Annotated in this window: 24 protein-coding genes; 15 read left to right on the forward strand and 9 right to left on the reverse strand. The window is 63.4% G+C overall.

Annotation, left to right across the window (positions count from 1 at the left end):
- Position 1: 1 nt before the first annotated feature.
- The gene (ampD, locus tag CEW83_RS18945) at positions 2-553 is read left to right on the forward strand and encodes a 1,6-anhydro-N-acetylmuramyl-L-alanine amidase AmpD (RefSeq protein WP_108951527.1); all 552 of its coding nucleotides are present in this window, start codon (positions 2-4) and stop codon (positions 551-553) included.
- A gap of 285 nt (positions 554-838) precedes the next feature.
- The gene (locus tag CEW83_RS18950) at positions 839-1,552 is read left to right on the forward strand and encodes a transglycosylase SLT domain-containing protein (protein ID WP_108951528.1); all 714 of its coding nucleotides are present in this window, start codon (positions 839-841) and stop codon (positions 1,550-1,552) included.
- A 45-nt stretch (positions 1,553-1,597) separates the two neighbouring features.
- On the opposite strand, the gene CEW83_RS18955 is transcribed toward CEW83_RS18950, so the two are convergent.
- Together CEW83_RS18955 and CEW83_RS18960 are read right to left on the reverse strand one after the other, a co-directional pair.
- Positions 1,598-2,773: a pyridoxal phosphate-dependent aminotransferase gene (locus tag CEW83_RS18955; protein WP_108950748.1), complete on the reverse strand. Its 1,176-nt coding sequence runs from the start codon at positions 2,771-2,773 to the stop codon at positions 1,598-1,600.
- Positions 2,774-2,852: 79 nt separating this feature from the next.
- Positions 2,853-4,700 carry a phosphoenolpyruvate carboxykinase (GTP) gene (locus CEW83_RS18960; protein ID WP_108950749.1) on the reverse strand — a complete coding sequence of 616 codons (1,848 nt, stop codon included), beginning with the start codon at positions 4,698-4,700 and terminating at the stop codon, positions 2,853-2,855.
- Positions 4,701-5,083: 383 nt separating this feature from the next.
- On the opposite strand from CEW83_RS18960, the gene CEW83_RS18965 reads away from it, so the two are divergent.
- The 3 genes from CEW83_RS18965 (at position 5,084) to pbpG (ending at position 9,795) form a co-directional block, all read left to right on the forward strand.
- Positions 5,084-7,357: an NADP-dependent malic enzyme gene (locus CEW83_RS18965; RefSeq protein ID WP_108950750.1), complete on the forward strand. Its 2,274-nt coding sequence runs from the start codon at positions 5,084-5,086 to the stop codon at positions 7,355-7,357.
- 64 nt (positions 7,358-7,421) lie between these two features.
- On the forward strand, positions 7,422-8,570 hold the full coding sequence (locus CEW83_RS18970) for a patatin-like phospholipase family protein (RefSeq protein WP_108950751.1): 1,149 nt from the start codon (positions 7,422-7,424) through the stop codon (positions 8,568-8,570).
- A 181-nt stretch (positions 8,571-8,751) separates the two neighbouring features.
- On the forward strand, positions 8,752-9,795 hold the full coding sequence (gene pbpG / locus CEW83_RS18975; RefSeq protein ID WP_108950752.1) for a D-alanyl-D-alanine endopeptidase: 1,044 nt from the start codon (positions 8,752-8,754) through the stop codon (positions 9,793-9,795).
- A 37-nt stretch (positions 9,796-9,832) separates the two neighbouring features.
- Here pbpG and CEW83_RS18980 read toward each other — a convergent pair whose 3' ends face one another.
- Positions 9,833-10,627, reverse strand: a complete 795-nt coding sequence (locus CEW83_RS18980) for an IclR family transcriptional regulator (RefSeq protein ID WP_108950753.1) — start codon at positions 10,625-10,627, stop codon at positions 9,833-9,835.
- Between the two features lie 443 nt (positions 10,628-11,070).
- On the opposite strand from CEW83_RS18980, the gene CEW83_RS18985 reads away from it, so the two are divergent.
- The 6 genes from CEW83_RS18985 to CEW83_RS19010 are packed head-to-tail and all read left to right on the forward strand — an operon-like array spanning position 11,071 to position 17,046.
- On the forward strand, positions 11,071-13,923 hold the full coding sequence (locus CEW83_RS18985; RefSeq protein ID WP_108950754.1) for a monovalent cation/H+ antiporter subunit A: 2,853 nt from the start codon (positions 11,071-11,073) through the stop codon (positions 13,921-13,923).
- Between the two features lies 1 nt (position 13,924).
- On the forward strand, positions 13,925-14,311 hold the full coding sequence (locus CEW83_RS18990) for a Na+/H+ antiporter subunit C (RefSeq protein WP_108950755.1): 387 nt from the start codon (positions 13,925-13,927) through the stop codon (positions 14,309-14,311).
- A complete protein-coding gene (locus CEW83_RS18995; RefSeq protein WP_108950756.1) occupies positions 14,308-15,837 on the forward strand; it encodes a monovalent cation/H+ antiporter subunit D in 1,530 nt (509 codons plus the stop codon). Before CEW83_RS18990 ends, CEW83_RS18995 begins: the two co-directional genes overlap by 4 nt.
- Positions 15,837-16,373, forward strand: coding sequence for a Na+/H+ antiporter subunit E (locus tag CEW83_RS19000; protein ID WP_108950757.1), 537 nt, complete (start codon positions 15,837-15,839; stop codon positions 16,371-16,373). The genes CEW83_RS18995 and CEW83_RS19000 overlap by 1 nt, the downstream gene beginning before the upstream one ends.
- Complete coding sequence (locus tag CEW83_RS19005) at positions 16,370-16,639, forward strand: K+/H+ antiporter subunit F (RefSeq protein ID WP_108950758.1); 270 nt, start codon at positions 16,370-16,372, stop codon at positions 16,637-16,639. The genes CEW83_RS19000 and CEW83_RS19005 overlap by 4 nt, the downstream gene beginning before the upstream one ends.
- A gap of 14 nt (positions 16,640-16,653) precedes the next feature.
- On the forward strand, positions 16,654-17,046 hold the full coding sequence (locus tag CEW83_RS19010; RefSeq protein WP_108950759.1) for a Na+/H+ antiporter subunit G: 393 nt from the start codon (positions 16,654-16,656) through the stop codon (positions 17,044-17,046).
- A gap of 1 nt (position 17,047) precedes the next feature.
- Here CEW83_RS19010 and mnhG read toward each other — a convergent pair whose 3' ends face one another.
- Genes mnhG through mbhE form a run of 6 tightly spaced genes read right to left on the reverse strand, consistent with a single transcriptional unit; the run spans position 17,048 to position 22,831 of the window.
- Positions 17,048-17,413, reverse strand: coding sequence for a monovalent cation/H(+) antiporter subunit G (mnhG, locus tag CEW83_RS19015; protein WP_108950760.1), 366 nt, complete (start codon positions 17,411-17,413; stop codon positions 17,048-17,050).
- Complete coding sequence (locus CEW83_RS19020; RefSeq protein WP_108950761.1) at positions 17,410-17,733, reverse strand: monovalent cation/H+ antiporter complex subunit F; 324 nt, start codon at positions 17,731-17,733, stop codon at positions 17,410-17,412. Before CEW83_RS19020 ends, mnhG begins: the two co-directional genes overlap by 4 nt.
- A complete protein-coding gene (locus tag CEW83_RS19025; RefSeq protein WP_108950762.1) occupies positions 17,730-18,221 on the reverse strand; it encodes a Na+/H+ antiporter subunit E in 492 nt (163 codons plus the stop codon). Before CEW83_RS19025 ends, CEW83_RS19020 begins: the two co-directional genes overlap by 4 nt.
- Before the next feature lie 2 nt (positions 18,222-18,223).
- Positions 18,224-19,729 (reverse strand): proton-conducting transporter membrane subunit, encoded by a 1,506-nt coding sequence (locus CEW83_RS19030; protein WP_108950763.1) that lies wholly within the window; start codon positions 19,727-19,729, stop codon positions 18,224-18,226.
- Complete coding sequence (locus CEW83_RS19035) at positions 19,726-20,103, reverse strand: sodium:proton antiporter (RefSeq protein WP_108950764.1); 378 nt, start codon at positions 20,101-20,103, stop codon at positions 19,726-19,728. The genes CEW83_RS19030 and CEW83_RS19035 overlap by 4 nt, the downstream gene beginning before the upstream one ends.
- Before the next feature lies 1 nt (position 20,104).
- Positions 20,105-22,831, reverse strand: coding sequence for a hydrogen gas-evolving membrane-bound hydrogenase subunit E (mbhE, locus tag CEW83_RS19040; RefSeq protein ID WP_108950765.1), 2,727 nt, complete (start codon positions 22,829-22,831; stop codon positions 20,105-20,107).
- Between the two features lie 250 nt (positions 22,832-23,081).
- Between mbhE and ndk the strand changes: the two genes are divergently transcribed.
- The 4 genes from ndk (at position 23,082) to CEW83_RS19060 (ending at position 26,480) form a co-directional block, all read left to right on the forward strand.
- Positions 23,082-23,507: a nucleoside-diphosphate kinase gene (ndk, locus tag CEW83_RS19045; RefSeq protein ID WP_108950766.1), complete on the forward strand. Its 426-nt coding sequence runs from the start codon at positions 23,082-23,084 to the stop codon at positions 23,505-23,507.
- An 86-nt stretch (positions 23,508-23,593) separates the two neighbouring features.
- Entirely contained in the window at positions 23,594-24,724 is a 1,131-nt protein-coding gene (rlmN, locus tag CEW83_RS19050) for a 23S rRNA (adenine(2503)-C(2))-methyltransferase RlmN (RefSeq protein ID WP_108951529.1), read from the forward strand.
- Complete coding sequence (gene pilW / locus CEW83_RS19055) at positions 24,724-25,533, forward strand: type IV pilus biogenesis/stability protein PilW (protein WP_108950767.1); 810 nt, start codon at positions 24,724-24,726, stop codon at positions 25,531-25,533. Before rlmN ends, pilW begins: the two co-directional genes overlap by 1 nt.
- Positions 25,530-26,480 carry a helix-turn-helix domain-containing protein gene (locus CEW83_RS19060; RefSeq protein WP_159099504.1) on the forward strand — a complete coding sequence of 317 codons (951 nt, stop codon included), beginning with the start codon at positions 25,530-25,532 and terminating at the stop codon, positions 26,478-26,480. Before pilW ends, CEW83_RS19060 begins: the two co-directional genes overlap by 4 nt.
- Position 26,481: the final 1 nt, after the last annotated feature.

Here is a 26,481-nt window from a genome sequence, read left to right on the forward strand (position 1 = left end):
GATGCGCGGAGTGAGACGGATCGTGTCCCCGAATTTCGACGCCCGCCCGGCGGGCGAGCGTATTTCGCTGGTCGTCATCCACGCCATCAGCCTGCCGCCCGAGCGTTTCGGCGGGCCCGGCGTGATTCAACTGTTTACCAATTCACTGGATCCGCACGAAGACCCGTATTACGCAACCATCAGTCACTTGCGGGTGTCGGCGCATTTTTTCATCCGCCGTGACGGCGAGCTGATCCAGTTCGTTCCCACCGAGGCCAGGGCCTGGCACGCGGGGGTGTCCACCTGGCGCGGACGAGAACGCTGCAACGATTTTTCGATCGGAATCGAGCTTGAGGGCTGCGACAATCAGGCGTTTGAAAGTGTGCAATACGATGTGCTTGCTGCGCTCCTGAAGCGCCTGCGACGGCGTTATCCCGGGGTCGAAATCGCCGGCCATTCGGACATCGCGCCCGGGCGCAAGACCGACCCGGGGCCTTGCTTTGACTGGGTTCGGGCCGGTGCTGTGGCGCCACTGCAACAGGTCGGTTTTGACAAAAGTCAATCAGATCAATAGACTCCGCGCACATTGCATTGCAGCATTGTTTTAAACCAATCAATTTTCGGTGCGTTGCCGGGGCTCGCTAAAGCGACACGGCACTTCAGTCATGGACGTGCGCACCGCGGGACCGGAGTCTGGTTGCGGCTCCTGTCTTACACCTACTGGCGACCGAACATCTCGCACGGCTTCCTGGCTTACCGGCCATCAAGCCGCCCCCACACCGGGTGACCTTCCCGGTTCCGTCATGGCTCCTACCTGAGTCTGGCAGCGATGTGTTCCGGCCACAGCACGGAGGACACCATGAATCACGCAACGTCTTTTGAACGCGTCTGGCGCTCAGCCAGTTCCGGTCTGTTTCGAATGGCGCACGGCAGTTTGCTGGCGCTTGGTCTGGTAGCAGTCGTATTCATCGGCTCCGGCCGTCTCGACGGCGAACAGGCCACTTCCTTCAACGCATTGGTTTCCGAAGCCAATGCAGCAGAAACCCCCGTTGTAGCCGCAGCGCCTGCCGCCAAAAAGGTCAGCGCCAAGGTTGTCGAAGAAGATGTCACGCTGTCGCGCGAAATGGCCCGCGTACGTGACTGGGTTTCGAGGCGCTACAAAGTGTCGACCGTCGCCCTCGAGCCCGTGCTGCTGGCGGCAGAGGAGTCGGGGCGGCATGTCGGCATCGATCCGCTGCTGATCGTGGCGGTCATGGCGATCGAGTCAAGCTTCAACCCCTTTGCCGAGAGCTCCATGGGCGCGCAGGGCCTGATGCAGGTCATCCCGCGCTTCCACATGGACAAGATCGGTGACGAGCGGGGCGAGGATGCGCTGTTCGATCCCGAACTGAACGTGCGTGTCGGCACCCTGGTGCTGCAGGAAGGCCTGCGCCGCTATGGCAGCATGAAGTCCGCGCTGCAGTACTACGGTGGCGCCCTGAGTGATCCCGCTGCTGCCTATGCCCGCAAGGTCATGGCCATGCAGCAGCGTCTGACCACTGCCGCTGGCCGCAAGTCCGACGGCGCTGCCTGAGTCTGCAGGCGGGTTCGCCCCGTCTGAGGCTGCGGTCTTGGCCGCTTAAAGAACCGTACGCATGCGAGCGACTGCTTCAAGCAGTCGCTCGCTTCGCGTTGTATAGGCGATGCGCAGGTGCTGGCGCGGGCGGTGATGGCCGAAGTCCAGTCCCGGCGTCGCGGCCACGCCTGCCTCTTCAATCAGGCGGCGCGCCAGTTGCTCGCTGTCCGAGGTCAGCGCGGATACGTCCGCATAAATGTAGAACGCCCCCTGAGGCTCGGTGGCGATATTGAAGCCGAGTTCCCGCAAAGCCGGCACCAGGGCGTCGCGACGACGTCCGAATTCAAGCCGGCGCGCCTCCAGAATTTCCAGTGTCGCGGGTTCGAATGCCGCCAGTGCAGCGTGCTGTGCCGGGGTCGAGGCCGAGATGAAGAAATGCTGCGCGAGCTTCTCGATCTCCCGCACATAGGCCTGCGGTGCCACCATCCAGCCCAGACGCCAGCCCGTCATCCCGAAATACTTCGAAAAGCTGTTCACCACGAACACGTTGTTCGCCTCGGCCAGTTCCGCCTGTGCCAGCGCGGTTGAACTGTCGACGCCGTAGGTCAGCCCCTGATAGATCTCGTCGACCAGCAGCAGACCGCCGTGCGCCGTGGTGCTGCGATGAAGCGCGACCAGTTCGGCGCCGGTCAGCAGGGTGCCGGTGGGGTTGGACGGGCTCGCAACCATGAGTCCCCGGCTACGGGGTCCCCAGGCCGTGTCGATCTGTTCGGGCGTCGGCTGATAGCGGGTGGCGGCATCGACCGGCAAGCTCGTTGCCACGCCCTCGAACGCTCTCACCAGGTGGCGGTTCGACGGGTAGCCGGGGTCTGGCAGCAGCCATTCGTCGCCGGGGTCGGTTGTTGCTGCCAGCGCCAGCATCAGGGCGCCTGAGGCGCCTGCGGTGATGATGATGCGCTCGGGCGGGACCTCTGCATTGAATTGAGTGCGGTAGAAGCTGGAAATGGCTTCCCGCAGGCGGGGCTGTCCGAGGCTGGCCGTGTAGTGCACGTCGCCGCCGGCAATGAATCGACTGGCCGCGTCAATGATCGGTTGAGGGGTGGGGAAGTCGGGCTCGCCGACCTCCATGTGGATGATGTCCCGTCCCGCGGCTTCCAGTTCGCGTGCGCGGCGCAGCAACTCCATGACATGGAAGGGCTGGATGTCGGACATTCGGCGGGCGAGTTGCGGGGGCGTCATCGTTTGTTCCTTGAAAAGAAAAAAGCGCCGACGGATCGGCGCTTTGTCGTCCGTGCCGGCCGTGACGGCCGGGATGGAATCAGTCTGCGTTCATCGCGAGTTCAAACAGTTCGCGCTTGAGCATGAACTGCTTCGGCAGGCGGTCCTCGAGTTTGTCGAACCACTCCTTGTGCAGCGCAAGTTCCTGCTTCCACGCGGCGGTGTCCACTTCGGTCAGTGCGTCGAACTCGGCCTTGCTGACGTCGGCATCGGTCCAGTCGAGGTCCTCGAAGCGCGGCATCCAGCCCAGCGCGGTTTCCTTGGCGGCGATGCGGCCCTTGCAGCGGTCGACGATCCACTTCAGAACGCGCATGTTCTCGCCGAAGCCGGGCCACATGAATTCGCCCTTCTCGTTCATGCGGAACCAGTTCACGCAGAAGATCTTCGGTGTGTTCTCCACCGTGTGACCCATCTTCAGCCAGTGGTTGAAGTAGTCGCCCATGTGGTAACCGCAGAACGGCAGCATGGCGAAGGGGTCGCGACGCACCACGCCCTGTGCGCCGAAGGCTGCAGCGGTGGTTTCGGAGCCGAGGGTCGCGGCCATGTACACGCCGAAGTTCCAGTTGAAGGCCTGGTAGACCAGCGGCACCGTGGTGGCGCGACGACCACCGAAGATGAACGCCGAGATCGGCACACCCTCAGGGTTCTCCCAGTTGTCGTCGATCGAGGGGCACTGGCCGGCCGGCGCGGTGAAGCGCGAGTTCGGGTGAGCGGCCTTGCGACCGGTTTCCTTGGCGATTTCCGGCGTCCAGTCCTTGCCCTGCCAGTCGATCAGGTGTGCAGGGGCTTCCTTGCTCATGCCTTCCCACCATACGTCACCGTCGTCGGTCAGTGCGACGTTGGTGAAGATGATGTTTTCCTTCAGGGTCGCCATGGCGTTGAAGTTGGTCTTCTCGGACGTGCCCGGGGCCACGCCGAAGAAGCCGGCTTCGGGGTTGATGGCGTAGAACTTGCCATCCTTGCCCGGCTTGATCCAGGCGATATCGTCGCCGACGGTGGTGATCTTCCAGCCGTTGAAGCTCTTGGGCGGGATCAGCATGGCAAAGTTGGTCTTGCCGCAGGCCGACGGGAAGGCCGCTGCAACATAGGTCTTCTCGCCTTCTGGGCTTTCCACGCCGAGGATCAGCATGTGTTCGGCCAGCCAGCCTTCGTCGCGCGCCATGGTCGAGGCAATGCGCAGGGCGAAGCACTTCTTGCCCAGCAGGGCGTTGCCGCCGTAGCCCGAACCGTAGGACCAGATCTCGCGCGTTTCCGGGAAGTGAACGATGTACTTGGTGGTCGGGTTGCACGGCCAGCGGCTGTCCTTCTCGCCGTGGGCGATGGGGGCGCCCACCGAGTGCACGCAGGGCACGAACTCGCCGTTGGTGCCGAGTACGTCGAAAACGCCCTTGCCCATGCGCGTCATGGTGCGCATGTTGGTGACGACGTAGGGGCTGTCGGAGATCTCGATGCCGATATGTGCGATCGGCGAACCGAGCGGGCCCATCGAGAACGGCACCACGTACATGGTGCGGCCATGCATCGAACCCTTGAACAGTTCGTTCAGGGTGCCGCGCATCTTGGACGGCTCTTCCCAGTTGTTGGTGGGGCCGGCATCGCCCTCGTCCTTGGAGCAGATGAAGGTGCGATCTTCAACCCGCGCCACGTCCGACGGATCGGAGAAAGCGAGATAGGAGTTCTTGCGCTTTTCGGGGTTGAGCTTGATCAGCATGCCCGATTCGACCATTTCGGCGCACAGGCGGTCGTATTCTTCCTGGGAGCCGTCGCACCATACGACCTGGTCGGGCTCGGTCAGGGTGGCGATCTCCGCGACCCATTTCTTCAGGCCTTCGTGACGGACATAATCGGGTGCTGCAGCCAGGGCTGCGTCGGCGAAGCGTTGACTCATGGCGAAAAGCTCTCCAGTTTGCTGAAGCGAAACCGTTCCCCGTCGGTCGAGCCCGATCAGTCTCGAAAGGCCTTGCGGCCGGCGGGCGTCAGGCCTGCACAGTCTTGGCCGCAGCGGGCCTCGCTATGCATCCTGCAAAACGACTTGCGGAAAATACTAGGATAGTCCGCAGCCGATGAAAGCCTAACATTATGCCACGGGTCCCATTTTCCGGAAAACGCCAGTGACTGAAAATGCTTTTCGCAATGTGAAAACGCGTTTCACAGGTGTATGCTTGAAAGCTTGCGGCCCGCGCAGTGACCGAAGCTGGATGTTTTTCCGGTGTCGGGCGCTGCACGCGAGAAACCACAAGAACCACAATACAGACGAGACGGAAGACACTCATGGATGAACTGATTCGCGCTGCGGCGCTCGATTACCATCGCTACCCGCGTCCCGGAAAGATCTCGGTTACGCCCACCAAGGTGCTGTCCAACCAGCGCGACCTCTCGCTGGCGTATTCGCCGGGCGTAGCGGCCGCCTGCGATGCCATCGTCGAGGATCCGGCCGAAGCGGCCAACCTCACCTCGCGCAGCAACCTGATCGGCGTCATCACCAACGGGACTGCCGTCCTCGGTCTGGGGAACATCGGCCCGCTCGCAGCCAAGCCAGTGATGGAAGGCAAGGGCGTGCTGTTCAAGAAATTCGCCGGGATCGACGTGTTCGACCTCGAGATCAACGAGCCCGACGCCGACAAGCTGATCGACATGATCGCAGCGCTTGAGCCGACCTTCGGCGGCATCAACCTCGAAGACATCAAGGCGCCGGAGTGCTTCTACATCGAGAGCAAGCTGCGCGAGCGGATGAAGATCCCGGTTTTCCATGATGACCAGCACGGCACCGCAATCGTCGTCGGCGCGGCCATCCTCAACGGCCTCAAGATGCAGGGCAAGGCGCTCGACAAGGTCAAGCTCGTCACCTCGGGTGCGGGCGCGGCTGCGCTCGCCTGCCTCGACCTGCTGGTGATGCTGGGCATCCCGGTCGAGAACATCTGGGTGACCGACATTGAGGGCGTGGTGTACGAAGGCCGCACCACGCTGATGGACCCGATCAAGGCGCGCTACGCCAAGAAGACCGACGCGCGCAAGCTGGCCGAGATCATCGAGGGCGCGGACGTCGTGCTCGGCCTGTCGGCCGGCGGCGTGATCAAGCGCGAGATGGTGGCGAAGATGGCGCCGAAGCCCTTGATCCTGGCGCTCGCCAACCCGATCCCGGAGATCCTGCCGGAAGAAGTGCTGGCAGTACGCGACGATGCGATCATCGCCACCGGCCGCTCGGATTACCCGAACCAGGTCAATAATGTGCTGTGCTTCCCCTTCATCTTCCGTGGTGCGCTCGATGTCGGTGCCACCACCATTACGGACGAGATGAAGCTCGCGGCTGTGAAGGCGATCGCCGAGCTGGCGCGTGCAGAGCAGAGCGATATCGTCGCCGCGGCCTATGGCGAGAAGGTGTCGGGCTTTGGCACCGAATACATCATTCCGCGTCCGTTCGACCCCCGTCTGATCGTCAAGATCGCACCGGCCGTAGCGGAAGCCGCGATGACGTCCGGCGTGGCGACCCGTCCGATCACCGACTGGGACGCCTATCGCGCCCAGCTGAACAACTTCGTGTGGCACTCCGGTCTGATCATGAAGCCGGTGTTCGCTGCGGCAAAGCGTGCGCCCAAGCGCATCATCTTCTCCGAGGGTGAGTCCGAGAAGGTGTTGCGTGCGGTGCAGACGGTGGTCGACGAGGGGCTTGCGCACCCGATCCTGATCGGCCGCCCCGACGTGGTGATGAACAACATCAAGCGTTTTGGTCTGCGTATCGAGGCAGAGCGTGACTTCGAGCTGGTCAACCCCGACTCCGACCCGCGCTTCCATGAGCTGTGGGAGCACTACCATTCGCTGATGGAGCGCAAGGGTGTGTCGGTCGAATACGCGAAGAAGGAAGTGCGTCGTCGCACCACGCTGATCGGGTCGCTGCTGCTCAAGTTCGGCTATGGCGACGGCCTCATCTGCGGCACCTATGGCATGCACCGCCTGCACCTCGACTTCGTCGAAGCCGTGCTCGGGCGTCGTGCGGATGCCAAGCATTGCTATACGCTCAATCTGCTCAATCTGCCGGGTCGCACCTTGTTCCTGGCCGATACCTACGTCAATTACGACCCGACGCCCGAGCAGGTGGTCGAGATGACGCGCCTGGCGGCGGAAGAAATGGTGCGTTTCGGTGTCGAGCCGCGCATTGCGCTGCTGTCGCACTCGTCCTTCGGTTCGGCCGACTCGCCGACGGCCGAGAAGATGCGCATCGCGCTGCGCATGCTGCATGAACAGCACCCCGAACTGCAGGTCGAGGGGGAGATGCACGGTGACTCGGCGCTCGATGCCAAGCACCGACTGCAGGTCTTCCCCAACGCGCGCATGCGTGAAGATGCCAACCTGCTGATCTTCCCCACGCTCGATGCGGCCAACATTGCCTTCAACCTGCTCAAGAGTTCTGCTGGCGAAGGCATGACGGTCGGCCCCATCCTGCTCGGCGCAGCCAAGCCGGTGCATATCCTGACGCCATCGGCGACCGTGCGCCGGATCATCAACATGACCGCGCTTACCGTGGTCGAAGCGGGTCAGGAGGACTGACGCCGTCCGGACCTGTTTTCTCGTCTTCGCGCCTGTGCCATGATGGATTCAGGGGAGGTCGGGCATGGATGAGAAAACAGGGCGGGCAGCGCTCGTATTGACGGGTGGCGGCGCACGGGCGGCCTATCAGGTCGGCGTGCTGCAGGCCATTCGTCACATTCGCGGACCACGTCCGGGAAACCCCTTTCCGATTCTCTGCGGCACCTCCGCCGGTGGCATCAACGCCACTGCGCTGGCGGTGTATTCGGCCGATTTCAATGCTGCAGTCCGCAAGCTGTCGTGGATCTGGCGCAATTTCTGTGCGAGTCAGGTCTATCGCACCGATGCGGCCGCGCTGCTGGGCTCCGGGCTGCGGTGGGGCTCGGCGCTTTTCGCCGGCTGGGCGGTCAGGCAGACGCCGCGATCCCTCCTCGACAACAGCCCTCTGCGCGCACTGCTCGAGCGCACGCTCGATTTCAACGCCATCGATCAGTCCATCGACGCCGGGCACCTGCACGCCGTGAGTGTGACGGTTTCCGGGTATACCTCGGGCGAGAGTCTGGCGTTCTTTTCGGGACATCCGTCCATACAGCCCTGGCGCCGCGCTCAGCGCATCGGCACGCGCGCACGCCTCGGGGTGGATCATCTGCTGGCGTCGAGCGCCATTCCCTTCGTCTTTCCCGCCGCACGCATCAATCGCGAGTATTTCGGCGATGGTTCCATGCGCCAGCTGGCACCGGTCAGTCCGGCGATCCACCTTGGGGCCGACCGCATTCTGGTGATCGGGTCGGGGCGGCTGGCGGAGGAGGGGCGGCAGAGGACCGACAGTTATCCGTCGCCGGCGCAGATCGCCGGACATACCTTGTCGAGCATCTTCCTGGATGGGCTCGCAGTCGATCTGGAGCGCATGGAACGCATCAACGAGACGCTTGGCTGCCTGAGTGAAGCACAGCGTGCCGCAGCGGGCATCCGCCTGAGACCGATCGAAACCCTGGTGATCTCACCGTCGCAGCGCCTCGACGCGATTGCCGGCCACCATCGCGAGTCCCTGCCGCCGCTGCTGCGTGCCGTCTTGCGCGGGGTTGGGGCCATGCGCCGCGAGGGGTCGACGCTGTTGAGCTATCTGCTGTTCGAGCAGAGCTTTACCCGTGCGCTGATGGATCTTGGCTACCAGGACACCCTCGCAAGGCGCGATGAAGTCGCGGCATTCCTGCGCCTCGATGCTTCGGTCTGAGCGATGTCGTTGTGACGGCGGGGCGATAATCTGCACTCAGATTGCGTCATCTCAATGCGGTGTTCGAGCGTTGATGTAACAATCAATTAGGCTTTTTTCACAAGCCACTTCAAAAAAGCTTGATATCTCCCTATTTTCGTTAAGAATTAACGTACACGTCGTTTTCGTTCAGAGCCCCACGATGAAGCCCAGAATTCTCTTTGCCGCGTTACTGTCCCTGGTGCTGGTCCAAGGCGGACTGAGTCCGGCGCTGGCCGCGTCATCGAAGACCACTTCGAAAGCGACAACGTCGGCTTCGAACAAGGCAAGTCAGAAAAAGGCGGTCGCGAAAACGTCGACCCGCAAGGCGAAGCAGTCGACCGCGAAACGTGCGACCAAGAAAGTTGTGGCGAAACGCAGCGCGCCGGCGGCAGAGGAGTCTGCGGAGCTGGCGCTGGACAGCAAGGGCAATCCCCTGCTCAAGTCTTCCGCCTTCTACGTGGCCAACCAGGCGACCGGAGAGGTGCTGCTGGAGAAGAATGGTGGCGCGGTCGTGCCGATTGCGTCGATCACCAAGCTGATGACTGCCATGGTCGTCCTTGAAGCCAGCCCCAGCCTGTCCGAAGAGCTGACCATCGACGAGGAAGATATCGATCAGCTCAAGGGTACGGGCTCGCGCCTGTCCCTTGGCACGCGCATGACGCGCGAGGAACTGCTTAGGCTCGCCCTGATGTCGTCGGAGAACCGAGCGGCGTCGACGCTCGCACGCCATTATCCGGGCGGGCTGACGGCCTTCGTGAATGCGATGAACATCAAGGCGCGTCTGCTGAGCATGACCGATACCCGGTTTCACGACAGCACCGGGCTGAACCCGGCCAACGTCTCCAGTCCGCGAGATCTGGCACGCCTGGTTGCGGCCGCGTCGCGCTATCCCCTGATCCGCGAGTTCTCGACCACCGCTGAGCGCTATGTCGAGGTGCGCGGGCGTCAACTGCGTTTCGGCAACACCAACTCGCTGGTGAAGAACCCGGACTGGGAGATCAGCGTTTCGAAAACGGGTTATATCTCGGAAGCCGGGCGCTGTCTGGTCATGCAGGCCTGGATCAACCAGCAGCCGGTGGTCATCGTGCTGATGGATTCGGTCGGGCGCTATACCCGCACGGCGGACGCACAGCGTGTGCGCAAGTGGATCGACAGCCGGTCGGCAGAGCGTGTTGCAGCTGCGCCCAAGGCGAAGCAGGGCTGAGGCCGCTAGCCCGCCTGGGTCTCAGACGGGCGCATGCTTACTTTGCGATGTAGCCCAGCGACCTGGAAATCTCGTTGGCGGTTTCACGCACCAGCGGGGCCCAGTCCGGATTGAAGCGCTCCGAGGGGGTCGATAGCGACAGGCCGGCGATGAGCTCGCCGCTGTCGTCGCGAATGCCTGCAGCAATGCAGCGCACGCCGGCTTCGACTTCGTCGAGGTCGAAGGCCACCGCATGGCGACGGACCTTGTCGAGTTCCTTCTCCAGCGCCGGCATTGTTGTCAGCGACTCCGGGGTGGACGGGGGCAGGCCGGTGCGGCGGGCATAGTCGCGTACCTTGTCGATCCCGTCCTCGACCAGAAAGAGCTTGCCGGTGGCGGTGGTGTGCAAGGGCGCCCGTGCGCCGACGATGTGCACCACGCGCACCGAGGAGCGTCCGCTCGAGGTGCGCTCCACGTAGACGATCTCGTCACCTGCGCGGATACCGAGGTTCACGCTCTCGCCGGTTGCTGCATGCAGCTTGAGCATTGCCGGCATGGCAGTCTCCCGCAGCGAAATCCGCGACTTGACCAGGCTACCCAGTTCCAGCAGGCGAATCCCGAGGCGATAGACGCCAGGGTCGGAGCGATCGACGAACCCGCTTTGTGTCATCGCACCCAGAATGCGGTGTGCCGTCGACGGATGCAGACCGGTTTCCAGTGCAAGCAGCTTGAGCGGCACGGGGTCGGCGTGCTCGGCAAGCGTGTCGAGCAGTTTCATCATGCGCTCGATCACCTGGATGGGGTTCTTGGCCTCCGCCGGTGCGGGGGCGTCGTCGATTTTTCTTGCGGACACGTTGACCTGCAGAGTTGCGTAACGCGTGAATGGTAACTGCGGGACGCAATTTCGCCTAGTGAAATGAAACAGCAAAAACTGATAAACAGGCGCTTCGTGTGTGCTGCAGGGGTGAAGGGCCGTCGCGGCGGTTCGGGCCCGTGCAGCGTGACTGGCGCGGGGAAGTCGGTGTCGCGCGTCGGCTCGAGGGCTGCCGCATGGAGTCCCTCTGTTGGCACCGGCGCGAATGCGCGGGGGGGCGTGACGAGGCCCACTTGAAACGCAATCTGCAGGTCGCCGGGGAGCCGCAATGCACGCCCGGGGGGCATTTGCGCTCCCGCCATCTGGAAGCTGCGTTTACCTGCAGATATACTTTTGCTCAATAATGCCCGGCCGGACCGGGTTGTTTTTTGCCCTCGTCATCCGCCCCGTAGTGGAACCGAAGTGATTTTCCTGGAACCGGAATGAGTCTTCTCCTTATCGTGCTCTTGCCCTTCATCGGTGCGCTGCTGCCTGCGCTGATGATCCGCGCCGGGCGCAATGCCTGTGCGACGGGCACCTTCGTCACCACGCTGCTCGCCTTCGTGGGGCTCATGTCTCACGCGCCGGCGCTGTTTCGCGGTGACGTGATTCATGCCAGCTGGGAGTGGCTTCCCGGCCTCGGGCTCAACGTCAATTTCTTCCTCGACGGGCTGGGCTTCTTCTTTGCCGGGCTGATTCTCGGCATCGGCCTGCTGATCATCGTCTATGCACGCTACTACCTGTCGAAAGACGACCCGATGGGCAGTTTCTATACCTACCTGCTGCTCTTCCAGGGGGCGATGGTGGGCATCGTGCTGTCGGACAACATCCTGCTCCTGCTCATTTTCTGGGAGCTGACCAGTCTGTCGTCCTTCCTCCTGATCGGGTACTGGAAGCATCTGCCTGAGGGGCGGCAGGGCGCGCGAATGGCCCTGACGGTGACGGGCGGCGGCGGTCTGGCGATGATTGCCGGCATGCTGATCCTCGGCGATATCGCGGGGTCCTACGACCTGACGGTGATTCTCCAGAGCGGCGAGCAGATTCAGGCGTCTCCGTACTATCTGACGGCGCTGGTGCTGATTCTGGTGGGATGCTTTACCAAGTCGGCCCAGTTCCCGTTCCATTTCTGGCTGCCGCATGCCATGGCTGCGCCCACGCCGGTGTCGGCCTATCTGCATTCGGCAACGATGGTGAAGGCCGGCCTGTTCCTGATGGCTCGCTTGTGGCCGGTGCTGTCCGGCACGGACGAGTGGTTCTACATCGTTGCGACCACGGGACTGGTGACGATGCTGCTGGGTGCGTTCATCGCCTTGTTCAAGGATGACCTCAAGGGGCTGCTCGCGTATTCGACCGTCAGTCATCTCGGACTGGTGACGATGCTGTTTGGCTTCGGCACGCCGATGGCCGCGACCGCGGCAGTTTTCCACATCCTCAATCACGCGACCTTCAAGGCTGCCTTGTTCATGAACGCCGGCATCGTGGACCATGAGGCCGGTACCCGTGATATTCGTCGTCTTGGCGGGCTGATGAACCTGATGCCAGTCACGGCGACGCTGGCGATGATTGCATCCGCATCCATGGCCGGTCTGCCCTTGCTCAACGGCTTCCTGTCCAAGGAAATGATGCTGCACGAGGCCGCGCACACTGAATGGGCCGGGCAGGGCTGGGTGCTGGCAAGTATTGCGACCCTGGCCGCCTGTTTCTCGGTGGCGTATTCGTTCCGCTACGTTGCTCATGTGTTCTGGGGCAAGGTCCGTGATGACTATCCCCATCGGCCGCACGACCCGCCTGTGGGCATGTGGCTGCCCCCCGCGGTGCTGGTGGCGCTCGTCATCCTCATCGGGCTGTTCCCCGATACGCTGGCAGGCCCGATCGTTGCATTGGTGTCCCGGGCGGTCACGGGTGGGCAGGTGCTCGATTACCATCTCGCTCAGTGGCATGGCTTCACTGCCGCGCTGGGGATGAGCGTGATCGCGATCGGTGTCGGCACGCTGATGATCCGCGCCTACCCGAAGGTTCGCGCCTTGTGGCAGGCGGGCCCGCATCCGCAGGCCAAGCGCGTGTTTGACGAACTCATCACCGCCATCGTCGGTCTGGCGCAAGGCATCACGCACGGCTTGCACAATGGTTCCATGCAGCGCTATCTGGCCCTGATGCTGGCCGCGATGCTGCTTGTCGGTTTCGCCGTCTTCCACGGCAGTACCCATGCGCTTGGTGAGCGAGTTCTGGTGCCGGCAACGCCGGTCGCGGTCGTTGGCTGGATCCTGCTGATGGGTTCGTGTGCGGCCGTCGTGGTGATGCACCAGCGCCGACTGCAGGCGCTGGTGGTCGTGGGCGTGATCGGACTCATCGTGTCGATCGGCTTCGTCTATCTTTCCGCCCCCGACCTCGCGCTCACGCAGATTTCAGTCGAAGTGGTGACGGTCATCCTGATGTTGCTGGCCTTGAACTTCCTTCCCAAGCGTTCGCCGCGCGAGTCGGCGGCGCCCAGGCGCTGGCGTGATGCGCTGCTCGCGCTGGCTGCCGGTGGCGGTGTGGGCGGGGCCGCATGGGCCGTGCTCACGCGCGATGCGGAGACCCTGTCGGGCTACTATCTCGAGCAGGCGGTCCCCGGTGGCGGTGGAACCAACGTGGTGAACGTCATTTTGGTCGATTTCCGGGGCTTCGATACCTTTGGCGAGATCATCGTGCTGGGGATTGCCGCGCTCGCGATCTTTGCCCTGCTCGATGGCTTGATGACCAGCGCTGCAGGTCATCGCCTGCAGGCCTGGCAGCCCGATCAGGCGCGAGCCGCGGACCGGCATCCGATGATGCTGGCGGTCGCGACGCGGGTGATGCTCCCGCTGGCGCTGATGGTCGGTTTCTATGTCTTCCTGCGCGGGCACAATGTGCCTGGCGGCGGCTTCATTGCCGGCCTGGTGGTCGCGGTGGCGCTGATCGTGCAGTACATGGCCAGTGGTTTTGGCTGGGCTGCACAACGAATGAAGGTGGACTATCACGCACTGATCGGGGTTGGGGTGCTGATCGCGGCGGCAACCGGGCTGGGCTCGCTGGTGGTGGGCTACCCGTTCCTGACCAGCACGGCGTGGCACCTGGACCTGCCCCTGATTGGTGAGTTGCACATCGCCTCTGCAATGTTCTTCGATACCGGGGTGTTTCTGGTTGTCGTAGGTGCAACCATGCTCGCGCTCGCCAATCTTTCGCGCGTGGGCCGTTATGCCGAACACTTGCTGGTCAATCGCGAGCCGATGGACGTCGATCCTTCGCGCGTCGTGCCTGCCACTGGAGAGCACTGAAATGGAATTTCTTGTGGCGAGTGCCATTGGTGGCCTGACCACTGCTGGTGTTTATCTGCTGTTGCGGGCGCGCACGTTTTCTGTCGTGCTCGGTATCGCGCTGTTGTCGTATGCGACCAACGTGTTCCTGTTCGCGATGGGGCGTCTTGCGCCCAACGCACCCCCGGTGATTTCGAGTCTGGCCGTGTCATACACGGACCCCTTGCCTCAGGCACTGGTGCTGACTGCCATCGTCATTTCATTTGGGATGACGGCGGTTCTGGTGGTCATGGCGCTGTGCAGCTATCTCGAGAATGATTCTGATCATATCGATGGTGCGGTTCTGTCCCATCCAGGCCAGGGGGAGTCCGCGGTGCTGCCGGTGGAAGTGTCGGAGGGCGGACGGTGACCCAGTGGATCGTCTTCGCCATCCTGCTGCCGGCCCTGATGGGGCCGCTGCTCGTACTGGTCGCGCGCTACGACATCGTGCTGGCGCGTGTCCTGTCGGTGGCAACCTGCACCCTTCAGCTTGTTCTCGCAGTCGCGCTGATGCTCTCGGCGTCGTCCGAGCCGCCGCAGATGTACGCGCTGGGCGACTGGCCAGCGCCTTTTGGCATCGTGCTTGTGCTCGATCGCCTGTCCGCGCTGATGCTGCTCCTGACCGCGCTGCTGTCGCTGCTGGTGCTGCTTTATGCGATTGGCGGCTGGGACTCGAAGGGGCGTCATTTTCATGCGCTGTGGCAGTTTCAGGTCATGGGGATCAACGGCGCGTTCCTGACCGGCGACTTTTTCAATCTCTTCGTATTCTTCGAGATCCTGCTGATCGCGTCCTACGGTCTCATGGTCCATGGCGGCGGTCGCGACCGCATGAGCGCCGGGGTGCAGTATGTGGTTGTCAATCTGGTCGGCTCGACGCTGTTCCTGATTTCCGTGGGCCTCATTTACAGTGTGACCGGTACGCTGAATATGGCGGATCTTGCGCTCAAGGTGCCGGAGCTTGCACAGGGCGATCGCGCGATTCTCAATACGGGCGCGCTGCTCCTGCTCATGGTGTTCGGCATCAAGGCTGCGCTGGTGCCACTGCACTTCTGGCTGCCTGGTGCCTACTCCAACGCGCCAGCGCCGGTCGCAGCCCTGTTTGCGATCATGACCAAGGTGGGGGCGTATTCCATCCTGCGGCTGTTTCCGCTGGCCTTCGGCGACGGGGCGGGGATGTCGTCCGGGCTTGCCGAACCCTGGCTGCTGCCGGCGGCGCTGATTACGCTGGCTTTGGGCATGATCGGTGTACTGGCGGCGCGCAGCCTGACCCAGCTTGCCAGCTTCGCGGTGATCGGCTCCACCGGAACCCTGATGACTGCGGTGGGGCTGTTTTCGCCACAGGCCACCGGCGCGGCCTTGTACTACCTGATGCACTCGACGCTCGCCGCAGCGGTGCTGTTCCTGATCGCGGGAGAGGTCGCTGTGCGGCGTGCCTGCGCCGACAGGCTGTCGCCGGGTGCCGAGTTCGCCGACCGCGGGTTGCTGGCGGTGTTCTTCTTCATCGCGGCAATCGCGCTGTGCGGCATGCCGCCGCTGTCCGGCTTCATCGGCAAACTGATGATTCTCGACAGCGCACGCGCAGCACCCAATGCAGTGTTGATCTGGGCGGTGATCCTGGTGTCTTCCCTGCTGTGCATTATCGGCTTCGGACGTGCAGGCAGTGCGGTGTTCTGGAAGAACTCGCCGGGTGCGCAGGTGCTGGCGGAGGATTCGCCGCTCTCGGAGCGTCGATCGGTGCTGCCACTGGTGTCGATTGGCACCCTGCTGGCGGCGCTGGTGTTGTTGACCGCATTCGCCGGGCCTATGATGCTCTGGATCGAACAGGCTGCGGAGCAGATCTATCATCCCGCGTACTACATCGATGCGGTGATGGGTGAGGCCGGAGGGTACGAATAATGGAGCATGAGACGCAGGTTCACCAGCCTCGGACGCATCAGGCGAAAACGTTCAACTGGCTTCCGCACCCGTTGATGACCTTGTTGCTGATCCTGATCTGGGTGCTGCTGCAGAACAGCCTCAGCCTAGGCAATGTGGTGCTCGGCGTCTTCCTTGGGGTGTTATTCCCGCTGCTGACGTCCGGCTTCTGGCCCGACCGGCCGCGTGTGCGCAATTATCGAAAGGCAGTCGGCTATTTCCTGATCGTGATGGGCGACATCGTGGTCGCCAATATCGAGGTCGCGCGCCTGATCGTGTTCGCCAAGGTGTCGTCGTTGCGGCCGCGCTGGATCTCCGTGCCCTTGGCGCTGACCCAGCCGGAGGCGATCACGCTGCTCGCCGGCACCGTCACGATGACGCCGGGCACCGTCAGTTGCGACCTGTCCGCAGACGGTCGCCACCTTCTGGTTCATTGCCTGGACGAGCCTGATCCGGACGCCGCCGTGCAGCGTATCAAGACGCGCTATGAGGCGCGGCTGTTGGAGATATTCGAATGATCGAGCATGCCCTGACCTTTGCATTCGGCGCAATTTCGCTCGCCCTGCTGATGAACCTGTGGTCGGTCGTGCGCGGACCCAGCATTCTGGATCGTGTGCTGGTGGTCGACACCATGGTGATCAACGTCATTGCCCTGATCATTCTGTATGGCATCAGTGAAACGACCCCGGTGTATTTCGAGGCGGCGCTGATCTTTGCCATGTACGGCTTCGTATCCACCGTTGCCTACGCCAAGTTCGTCTTGCGCGGCAACATCATCGAATAAGGAGTGACAGCGAGATGCCCATTCTGGCTGAAGTCGTTATTTCTGCGCTGATCGTCATCGGTGCGGTGTTTCTGCTTGTGGGGTCGTGGGGCATGATTCGCATGCCTGAACTGATGACCCGTCTGCATGCGCCGACCAAGGCCACCACGCTTGGTGTGGGCGGGACCCTGCTGGCATCGATCGCTTACTTTCTGGCTGCAGAGGGCAATTTTTCGGTCCACGAACTGCTGATTTCGATGTTCCTGTTTCTGTCTGCACCGATTACCGCTCATTTTCTGGCCAAGGCACACATGCATAGCCGGCTGAGTGCTGCCCTGTTGCCGAAGCCTGAGGGCAAGGGCTGGAGCACCTACGACAAGTCCGATGCAGCGGAACCCGGCGAGGCGTCCGCGCGCGAGTCCTCCTGAGTCATTCCCCGCCTGCCGGCGGTGTGCTGCGCCCCGCCTTGTCATCGGCGAGGGCGTCCCCAAGGGGGCCGGTTCGAGGTTTGTGGCCAGCACGGTGGGCAGATCTGGAGACGGCATGTGCTGCCAGCGGCGCAGTGGCGAGCAGCACCAGCACCGCAAACACGGCCTCGAGCGCCATCTCCCCGCTGCTGGCTGCCGCGACGCCCACGAGTACCAGGGCGGCCCCCAGCGAACCCGCCTTGCTTGCAGAATGTATGCGGCTGTAGCAGTCGGGAAGCCTCACCAGGCCAATCGCGCCGATCAGGCAAAGCAGCGCACCGGCCAAGATGAGGCCGCTTGCCAGAATGCCGAGCAGTGTCTGAGTCATTGGTCGCGCTCCTCCTTGATCGATGCCGCTGGTGGCGACTCGGCTTCGCGTGTCCTGAACATCAGCATGAAGGCGGTGGTGCTGATAAAGGACACCAGCGCCAGAACGACGGCGGCGTCGAGCATCACCGCCTGGCGGGAGTGGAGCGCGAACAGCCCCAGCGCGGCGGTGCCGAGCAGGGTCAGCGCATCGATTGCCACCACGCGGTCGGGGCCGGTGGGGCCTCGAAGCAGGCGCGCCAGTATCAGCGCAGCGCTGACACCCTGCAGGGCGAATGCGAGTGGGATCACCCAGGCTGCACCGGCCAGCTCAAAGCTCATGCTCCATCCTCCGTTGCAGATCCCGCGTCGATCCATCTCAGCAGCCGGAATTCGATCCTGCGCACGCCCCGCTCGACCGCGTCATGCGAATCGGCGTCGAGCGCATGTACGTACATGAACTGGCCGTCGCGGTCGTAGTCGAGCGCAAGGGTACCGGGCGTCAGAGTCACCAGTGCGCCTATCAGCGTGGCGATGCCGTCGTCAGCACGCTTCAGTCTGATCGCGACCACGGCCGGCCGGGTGTTCATCCTTCGGCGCAATACAAGGCGAGCAACATCGAAACTGGCCTTGAATATCTCGCCGATGAACCAGATCACGAAACGGACGCCGTACTCGACCCGAAGAGCGTAACGACGGATGCCAAAGAGGTCGCCGGAGAGTCGCAGTACGCCGAACACGATCATGAAGGTGGCCAGCACCCCGAGCGGGCTCAGCATGTCGGCGAAGGCTGCCAGTCCGAAGGCGAGGGCAAGGTGAAGAAGCGCCATGATTACCTTCCTGGCGCGCCGAGCACGGCGCTGATGTAGTGTGCGGGGTGGGCAAGCTGTTCTGCGGCGGCGCTGGCGAAGTCCATCACCGGTCCCGCGCCGATGCCGATACCGACCGTGATCGCGGCCAGGCCAGCTGCGGCCCACCATGCCGGAGCCTGTCCGGTTAGCGTGCGGCTGCCTGCCGCACCCAGCGGATGTGCCTTGAGGAAGGCCTCATTCCAGATCTTGCTCATCGACAGCAGGGTGAAGATGCCCGTCAGCAGCGCGATACCAACTGCGATCCAGGCGCCGGTCTCAAGCCCCGCCCGCACCAGAACGAACTTTGCCCAGAAGCCCGACAGCGGCGGAATGCCGGCCAGGGAGAGTGCGGGGATGGCAAACATCAGGGCCAGCCATGGTGCGCGGGCATAGAGTCCGCCCATTGCGGGGAGGCGTTCGGAGCCCGTCATGCGGGCGGCGATGCCGCCGATGAAGAACAGGTTTGCCTTCACGACGATGTGATGGATCAGGTAGAACACCGCACCGGCCAGCGCCAGCGGTGTAGCCAGCGCCAGACCGAGCACCATGTAGCCGACCTGGCTGACGATGTGAAAGGAGAGGATGCGCCTGACCTCGGTCTGGGCCGCAGCGCCGAGCACCCCAATCAGCATGGTGGCGCACGCCACCCATAGCAGCACCTCATGCACCAGTCCGGCATCCGGCCACAACAGGGTGACCAGCCGAATCAGCGCATACACGCCGACCTTGGTCAGCAGCCCGGCAAAAAGCGCGGATACCGGCGTCCACGCAACATGGTAGGACGCGGGCAGCCAGCCGAAGACCGGAAACAGTGCGGCCTTGATGGAAAAGGCGAGCAGCATCAGCACCAAGGGCGCCTGCACGCCTGGCGGGGTGTCGCCAGCCGCGAACAATGCCGCCAGTTCGGCCATGTTGAGGGTGCCGGCGCTGCCGTACACAAGGCCGGCAGCGAGCAGGAACATCAGGGTGGCGATCAGGTTGAGAATCACGTAGACCACGGTCCCCGCCAATCGACGCCTGTCACCGCCGAGGGCGATCAGCGCAAACGAGCCGACCAGCAGCACTTCAAACCAGACGTAAAGGTTGAACACATCTCCGGTGATGAAGGCGCCGCAGACGCCAACCAGCAGGCCGTGAGTCAGCAGGTGAAAGTCGCGGCCGCGTGCAGGGTCGGTGTCATGAGCGAGCGAATAGAGCACGGTAGCCGTCGCGATCACCCCGGTAATCGTCACCATCGCTGCCGACAGCCGGTCCACCACCAGCGTGATGCCGTAAGGGGCTGCCCAGCCGCCCATCTGACTGACCAGGATGTCGCCCCGGCCGGCGTATGCGACCAGTGCCAGTCCGACCGCCATCAGTCCGGCCGCACCGAGCAGACTCAGCCCGGCGCAGGCTCGGTGGTTGCCACGGGTCAGCAGACAGGCGATCAGCGTGCCCAGCGGCAGGAGCAGGGGGGCAACAAGCAGCAGGTGAGGAGACGGGGTCATCGCGACGCCTTCTCGTCCAGGTCGGGTGAGGGGCCTTCAGCAACTTCAGTGACGCGGTCAGTCGCGGTGCTGCCATGCAGCTCCCAGGTGCGCCGCAGCACTGCGAGGGCGAAGACAAAGAGGGCAAAGCCGATGACGATCGCGGTCAGCACCAGGGCCTGGGGCAGCGGATTGGCGGCCAGTTCGGGCACGCCGTTGGAAGTGACAAAAGCGGCCGTACGGTTGCCAAGCCTGCCTGCGGTCAGCACGGCAATATTGATGCTGTTGCCGAGCAGCACGATACCCAGGACGACCCGGACCAGATTGCGGTCGAGCAACAGCCACACTCCAATGGCGGCGAGCAGGCCGGCGGTGATCGCAGCGACGATTTCCATCTCAAACCTCCTTTTCCATCAGTCTGAACAGCATGTGGGTGACAGCACCGAACACCGTGAGGAATACGCCGACATCGAACAGCAGCGGGCTGCCCAGAGGAAGCCCTCCCGGGAACAGCCAGGCGCTGGCAAGGAAGGGCCGGCCGTCGGCGAGACCGAACAGGCCGGCGCCCGCGGCAAGCGCCAGGCCGGATCCGGTGATGACGCTGGGTTGAACGTGCAGCAGGCGGCGCGTGCCACCGACCCCGTAACCCAGGGCGAGGAGGACGGCGGCACAGACTGCAACCAGCCCGCCGATGAAGCCGCCGCCAGGCAGATTGTGACCACGCCACAGCAGCACGAGGGAAATCAGCAGCAGCAGGCCCGCGAGCGGGCGCAGCCCCTGACGCAGCATCACGCTGCCGAACTCCGGGTTGCCCTCGTCGCCGCCGCGCTGCACATCCTTGTCAGGGCGCAGCAGCAGTGCGGCAGCCAGCGCAGCGAGCGCCACCACGAGGATTTCACCCAGCGTGTCGAAGGCGCGAAAATCGACCAGGATGACATTCACGACGTTGGCGCCGTGACCACCCGGCAGGCTGTTTGCAAGGTACCAGTCGGCGAGACCTCCGGGCAGTGGCTGGCCGATGGCTGTCAGGATGATCAGCGTCACCGCGATGCCGAAGCCTGCGGCGACGATCAGGTGCAGGCGGCGCCGTCGTGAATTGCGCCAGCCGATGATCTGTACTGCTGGCAGACCATTCAGCACCAGCGCCAGGAAGATCACGGTCAGGGTTTCGACCATGATCTGTGTGATCGCAACGTCCGGCGCGCCCACCGCCAGAAAGAACAGTCCAATGCCCAGTCCGCTGGCGCCGAGCGCAGTGATCAGCGCGATGCGGTCGCGCATCGCCGCGGCGCCTGCCGCGCCGAGCACCGCCAGTACGCAGCCGGCAGTCGCCAGCCAGGACAGTTCGCTTGTGGCGGGCAGGCGCGCACCGTGGTCGCTGGCGAGCACGGTGCCGAGCAGGGCGAACACTGCAGTCACGAGGGCCAGAAGGGCGATGTGCTGACGCAATGAGCCATGCTGGAAGCGGTCGGCGACTTTTCCGGCGACGATGAAGATGCGCTTCAGCAGGCGATCCCACAGCAAATCGCCACTGATCAGCCACACACGTCGCCAGCGCGCCAGCCAGTGACGAACCATGCGACGCTGCAGGTAGATGAAGGCGCCGAGGCAGACCGTGATCACGCTGGCGACGACCGCCGGGGTGGTGCCGCCCCACAAGTACAGCTTGACCGGAACCGCGTCGCGGGCCACCGCCTGTACTGCGCTGTCAATCAGCCACACCTCTGCGATACCGTTGAAGGCGCCGAGCAGGAAGCCACCGATCGCCAGCAGCATCGGGCCCAGCCACATCAGCAGGCTTACCTCGTGCGGGGCGCGAGGATAAGCACCCTGGCGGCCAAGGAAGGTGCGGATGAACACCAGGCCCGCGGCGGCCAGCAGCAGCGCATTGCTGACAATCATCACTGCTGTGCTTGCCCAGCCCAGCGGGCCCATCTCGATCAACCCGGTGTATTTGAACTCTTTTGCGATGAAGCCGAAAAAGGGCGGCAGGCCGGCGTTGGAGAAGGCTGCCAGTGCGACCGCGGCGCCGGTCAGCGGCATGAACCTGATCAGTCCGCCCAGACGTCCCAGTTCGCGGGTGCCTGTTGCATGGTCGACGGCACCGACCGCCATGAACAGGGCGCCCTTGTAAAGCGAATGCGCCAGCAGGTAGATGGCGAATGCCTGAAGGCCGTAGGTGGTGTTGGTGCCGATCAGCATGGTGAGCTGACCGAGGACCGTGACCGTGGTGTAGGCGAGGATGCGCTTGAGGTCGGTCTGGCGCAGCGCAAGTACGGCACCGACGAGGGAGGTGGCAGCGCCGACCACGACCAGGATGGTGCCCCAGCCGTCCTCGCCGCCCATCACCGGGTTCAGTCGCGCAAGCAGATACACGCCTGCTTTGACCATTGTGGCCGAATGCAGGTAGGCAGAAACGGGTGTCGGCGCCTCCATCGCGTTCGGAAGCCACAGGTGGAAGGGGACTTGAGCGGATTTGGTGAAGCAGCCCAGCAGCACCAGCACCAGGATGGCCGGGTAGAACGCATGTCCCTCGATCGCCGCCGCCGACAGGGCCGAGAATTGCCAGGCGTCTCCTGCGAGGCCGAGCAGGATCAAGCCGGCGAGCAGCGCGAGCCCGCCGCCGCCGGTAATCAGCAGGGCCTGCAGCGCGGCGCGGCGAGAGGCTGCACGTTCGTGCTGAAAGCTGATCAGCAGGTAGGAGCTGACGCTGGTGAGCTCCCAGAACACGAACATCGCGATCAGATCGTCGGCCAGCACCAGGCCGAGCATGGCGGCCATGAACACAAGCAGGAAAGCGTAGAAGCGGCCGAGGTGATGATGGTCGGACAGGTAGCTGCCGGCATAAAGAACAATCAGCGTGCCGATCCCTGTTACCAGCAGGCCGAACAGCATCGACAGGCCATCGAGACGGAAGGACAGGGCGACGTCGAGCGCAGGGATCCAGGCGACGGATGCGAGCACGGAATTGCCGCTGGAGACTGACGCGATCTGGCTCAGCAGCCAGCCGAATCCGTAAAGCGGCGCAAGCGCCAGCAGCCAGCCGGCGCGCGTGCCAAGCACCCTGCCCAGCCAGGGGGCAAGAAGCGCAGTCAGACCGATCAGGGCAAGCGCGGTGAGCATTGAGGCTCCATGAGTGGGCAGTCTTCTGCATCGGGCGCGACGTCCGTGGGCCGCAGGTCACGCCGTTGATTGTAGTGTTGGTGAATGACCCAAGACGATCGCGAGAGGTTCCCGCTATCGCGAGGGATGTGTCACCGGGCCTTTGGGCAGGCGTCACATCTGCTTGCGGTGTGGGCGGGCTCTCATGCGGCGGTTCCCTAAAACCTGCTAAAATACGAGGCTTTTTTCAACATAGACCGGAGCTGTCCCCATGGCCATTGAACGCACCCTTTCCATTATCAAGCCCGACGCAGTTGCCAAGAACGTGATCGGCCAGATTTACGCCCGCTTCGAAGAAGCCGGCCTGAAGATTGTCGCAGCAAAGATGGTTCACCTGTCCGAGCTCGAGGCCGGCCAATTCTACGCCGTCCACAAAGAGCGTCCCTTCTTCAAGGATCTGGTGTCCTTCATGGTTTCCGGCCCGGTGATGATCCAGGCCCTGGAAGGCGAGAACGCCATTGCCAAGAACCGTGAGCTGATGGGCGCCACCGACCCGAAGAAGGCCGACAAGGGCACCATCCGCGCCGATTTCGCCGATTCGATCGACGCCAATGCCGTGCACGGTTCCGACGCTCCGGAAACGGCTGCGAACGAAATCGCCTTCTTCTTCCCGGGCATGAACGTTTACTCCCGCTAAGCGGTCCATGCTTCTGGCCCGCTTCGCCCGCTTCGCGGTGATGCGCCGCGAACCGCGCGTGCGGGCCGTTTGCATTGGAGGTAATGATGAATAAACCGGTCAATCTGCTCGATTTCGATGTCGATGGTCTCGTCGCCTGGTTTTCCGGGATGGGCGAGAAGCCGTTTCGCGCGCGCCAGGTGATGCGCTGGATGCATCATGAAGGCTGCGACGACTTCGACGCGATGACCGACGTGGCGAAATCGCTGCGGGCGAAACTCAAGGATGTTGCCCTGATCCAGCCGCCGGTGCCGGTACGCGATTCGGTATCGACCGACGGTACGCGCAAGTGGCTGCTCGATGTCGGTAACGCCAATGCGGTGGAGACGGTGTTCATTCCCGAAACCAGCCGCGGCACGCTGTGCATTTCCTCGCAGGCAGGCTGTGCGCTCGATTGCGCCTTCTGCTCCACGGGAAAGCAGGGCTTCAACCGCAACCTGAACGCGGCCGAGATCATCGGCCAACTGTGGCTTGCGAACAAGTTGCTGGGGGCTGCGCGCGACGAGGCGGCCGACCTCGAGTCGGGCGAGAAGGACAATGGCCGCATCATCAGCAACGTGGTTATGATGGGCATGGGCGAGCCGCTCGCCAATTTCGACAACGTGGTGACCGCACTGCGCCTGATGCTCGACGATCACGCTTACGGGCTCTCGCGCCGGCGGGTGACGGTGTCGACCTCAGGCATCGTGCCCGCGATGGACCGCTTGCGCGACGAATGTCCGGTTGCGCTGGCCGTATCGCTGCATGCGTCCAATGACGCGCTGCGTGACCGTCTGGTGCCGATCAACCAGAAGTACCCGCTGCGTGAGTTGATGGCTGCTTGCGTACGCTATCTCGATCGTGCGCCGCGTGACTTTGTCACCTTCGAATACGTCATGCTCGAAGGCGTCAATGACAGTGATGCGCATGCGCACGAACTGGTTGCGCTGGTGCGTGACGTGCCATGCAAGTTCAATCTGATTCCCTTCAACCCCTTCCCCAATTCGGGTTTCCTGCGCTCCCCTGCGGACCGTATTCGGCGCTTTGCAGGTATCCTGATCGATGCCGGTATCGTGACCACGACGCGCAAGACGCGTGGTGACGATGTCGATGCTGCCTGCGGCCAGTTGGCCGGTCAGGTTCAGGACAAAACCCGGCGCACGGTGGTGCGCCTGAAGCAGTCGACGGAGGTTCGCTGATGACGTTCAGGATGTTGCCGCTGGTGTTGCTGGTTTCGGTGCTTGGCCTGGGGGGCTGCGTCACGGCGCCGACTTCCAGCATCAGCGGCGATGCGGTCGGCGTATCGCGTCCGATGTCGGATGTTCAGCCGGCGGCCGGGCCTGATGCTCGCGCTCGCGTCCATGTGGATCTCGGTCAGGCCTATTTCGAGATCGGGCGCTATGACGTCGCGCTCGACGAGGGCAGGCTCGCCCTGGCTGAAAGCCCGTCTTATGCGCCGGCCTTTCATCTCCTCGGGCTGACCTACATGATGATCGACGAGAACGGCTCGGCTGGGGAGTACTTTACCCGGGCTCTCAATGCCGCGCCTGGCGATCCCGACTTCAACAACAGTTACGGCTGGTTTCTGTGCCTGCAGGGGCGTGAGACCGAGGGGCTGGAGCGCTTTGCCCGCGCTGCCCGTAACCCTTACTATCGTTATCCGACGCGCCCGTACACCAATGCAGGCCTGTGCAATCTGCGGCTGAGCAGGGACGCGGAGGCGCAGCAGCAGTTCATGCTCGCGATACAGGCCGATCCGGCCAATGGCGAGGCGCTCTATCAACTGGCTGCAATCGCGTATCGGCGGGGCGACTTTCAGACTGCGCACGAACAGCTCAACCGTTTGCATCAGCAGCTCAGGCCAACGGCTGCATCGGTCTGGCTCGGCTTGCGTACCGCGCGCAAGCTGGGAGAGCGCAATGCCGAGGCCAGTTATGCCGAACAGTTGCGTAGCCGGTTTGCCGATTCCGCAGAACATGTCTTGATGATGCAAGGGAAGTACGAGTGAGTAGCACGCAGTCCGAGACCGTCACGATGACGGAAACCGCACAGACGCCTGCCGGTACCATGCTGCGCAAGGCGCGCGAAGTGCGTGGCGAGTCGCTTGAAGAGGTCGCTCAGGCATTGAAGCTTTCGATGCGACAGCTGGTCGCGATCGAGAGCGGGCATTACGAGATCCTGCCGGGGCCGGCATTCGTGCGCGGCTTCGTGCGCAATTACGCCCGGCATCTGGGTCTGGACCCGGAGGTGGTGCTGGCTGCGGTTGGGGCCGAAGCGTCCGCAGCAGTCGACCTGACGCCGGTTTCGAACGCCGAAGGCGACATGCCCGCCAATCGCGGATTCAAGTTCAACGTTGTGCCGGCGGCGGTGGTTGCAGGCCTGCTGCTGGTGCTGATTTCGGCCGGCGGGTACTTCGGCTGGTTCGAGGCGCCGACGCAGTCCGAAGTCGACGTCATCGAGCCAGGCGTGGCGCCCATGACGCAGAGCGAGGCGGAAGAAGCGCTGGCTGCGTCTGCGCCGGTCGAGGTTGAGCTTGATCAGCCGCTTGCCGAGCCCGCCGCAGCGCTCGTGGCTGTGCCGGAATCTGCAACGCCTCCGGCGCCTGCTGCCGCGGCTGCGCCGGTCGTGCCGCCAGTGGCCGATCCCGCCGTCTCTGCTGGTGTACCGGTCGATGCAGCAGCGCCTGCCGCCGATGCTGCAGCGCCTGCCGCCGATGCGCCACCGCCGCTACGCTTCGTGTTCTCCGGTGAGTCCTGGGTCGAAGTGAAGGACGCATCTGGCGCAATCCTGTTCTCGGGCATCGGCGTTCCCGGAAGCTCGCGGACCGTTCAGGGGGCGCCGCCGTTTGCGCTCGTGATCGGCAATGCGCGCAGCGTCCGGCTCGAATTCAACGGTAAACCTGTAGACCTTGTGCCTCACACCAAGGTTTCGGTCGCACGTCTCACGGTTCAATGAC

Origin of the sequence: Parazoarcus communis, from assembly GCF_003111645.1 — a bacterium.
GTDB lineage: Bacteria > Pseudomonadota > Gammaproteobacteria > Burkholderiales > Rhodocyclaceae > Parazoarcus > Parazoarcus communis_A.

What these genes read in the sequence shown, in the direction of transcription:
- ampD (WP_108951527.1), top strand. Translation starts at nt 2, where the DNA reads ATGCGCGGAGTGAGACGGATCGTGTCCCCGAATTTCGACGCCCGCCCG.
- CEW83_RS18950 (WP_108951528.1), top strand. Translation starts at nt 839, where the DNA reads ATGAATCACGCAACGTCTTTTGAACGCGTCTGGCGCTCAGCCAGTTCC.
- CEW83_RS18955 (WP_108950748.1), bottom strand. Translation starts at nt 2,773, where the DNA reads ATGACGCCCCCGCAACTCGCCCGCCGAATGTCCGACATCCAGCCCTTC.
- CEW83_RS18960 (WP_108950749.1), bottom strand. Translation starts at nt 4,700, where the DNA reads ATGAGTCAACGCTTCGCCGACGCAGCCCTGGCTGCAGCACCCGATTAT.
- CEW83_RS18965 (WP_108950750.1), top strand. Translation starts at nt 5,084, where the DNA reads ATGGATGAACTGATTCGCGCTGCGGCGCTCGATTACCATCGCTACCCG.
- CEW83_RS18970 (WP_108950751.1), top strand. Translation starts at nt 7,422, where the DNA reads ATGGATGAGAAAACAGGGCGGGCAGCGCTCGTATTGACGGGTGGCGGC.
- pbpG (WP_108950752.1), top strand. Translation starts at nt 8,752, where the DNA reads ATGAAGCCCAGAATTCTCTTTGCCGCGTTACTGTCCCTGGTGCTGGTC.
- CEW83_RS18985 (WP_108950754.1), top strand. Translation starts at nt 11,071, where the DNA reads ATGAGTCTTCTCCTTATCGTGCTCTTGCCCTTCATCGGTGCGCTGCTG.
- CEW83_RS18990 (WP_108950755.1), top strand. Translation starts at nt 13,925, where the DNA reads ATGGAATTTCTTGTGGCGAGTGCCATTGGTGGCCTGACCACTGCTGGT.
- CEW83_RS19000 (WP_108950757.1), top strand. Translation starts at nt 15,837, where the DNA reads ATGGAGCATGAGACGCAGGTTCACCAGCCTCGGACGCATCAGGCGAAA.
- CEW83_RS19005 (WP_108950758.1), top strand. Translation starts at nt 16,370, where the DNA reads ATGATCGAGCATGCCCTGACCTTTGCATTCGGCGCAATTTCGCTCGCC.
- CEW83_RS19010 (WP_108950759.1), top strand. Translation starts at nt 16,654, where the DNA reads ATGCCCATTCTGGCTGAAGTCGTTATTTCTGCGCTGATCGTCATCGGT.
- mnhG (WP_108950760.1), bottom strand. Translation starts at nt 17,413, where the DNA reads ATGACTCAGACACTGCTCGGCATTCTGGCAAGCGGCCTCATCTTGGCC.
- CEW83_RS19020 (WP_108950761.1), bottom strand. Translation starts at nt 17,733, where the DNA reads ATGAGCTTTGAGCTGGCCGGTGCAGCCTGGGTGATCCCACTCGCATTC.
- CEW83_RS19025 (WP_108950762.1), bottom strand. Translation starts at nt 18,221, where the DNA reads ATGGCGCTTCTTCACCTTGCCCTCGCCTTCGGACTGGCAGCCTTCGCC.
- CEW83_RS19030 (WP_108950763.1), bottom strand. Translation starts at nt 19,729, where the DNA reads ATGACCCCGTCTCCTCACCTGCTGCTTGTTGCCCCCCTGCTCCTGCCG.
- CEW83_RS19035 (WP_108950764.1), bottom strand. Translation starts at nt 20,103, where the DNA reads ATGGAAATCGTCGCTGCGATCACCGCCGGCCTGCTCGCCGCCATTGGA.
- mbhE (WP_108950765.1), bottom strand. Translation starts at nt 22,831, where the DNA reads ATGCTCACCGCGCTTGCCCTGATCGGTCTGACTGCGCTTCTTGCCCCC.
- ndk (WP_108950766.1), top strand. Translation starts at nt 23,082, where the DNA reads ATGGCCATTGAACGCACCCTTTCCATTATCAAGCCCGACGCAGTTGCC.
- rlmN (WP_108951529.1), top strand. Translation starts at nt 23,594, where the DNA reads ATGAATAAACCGGTCAATCTGCTCGATTTCGATGTCGATGGTCTCGTC.
- pilW (WP_108950767.1), top strand. Translation starts at nt 24,724, where the DNA reads ATGACGTTCAGGATGTTGCCGCTGGTGTTGCTGGTTTCGGTGCTTGGC.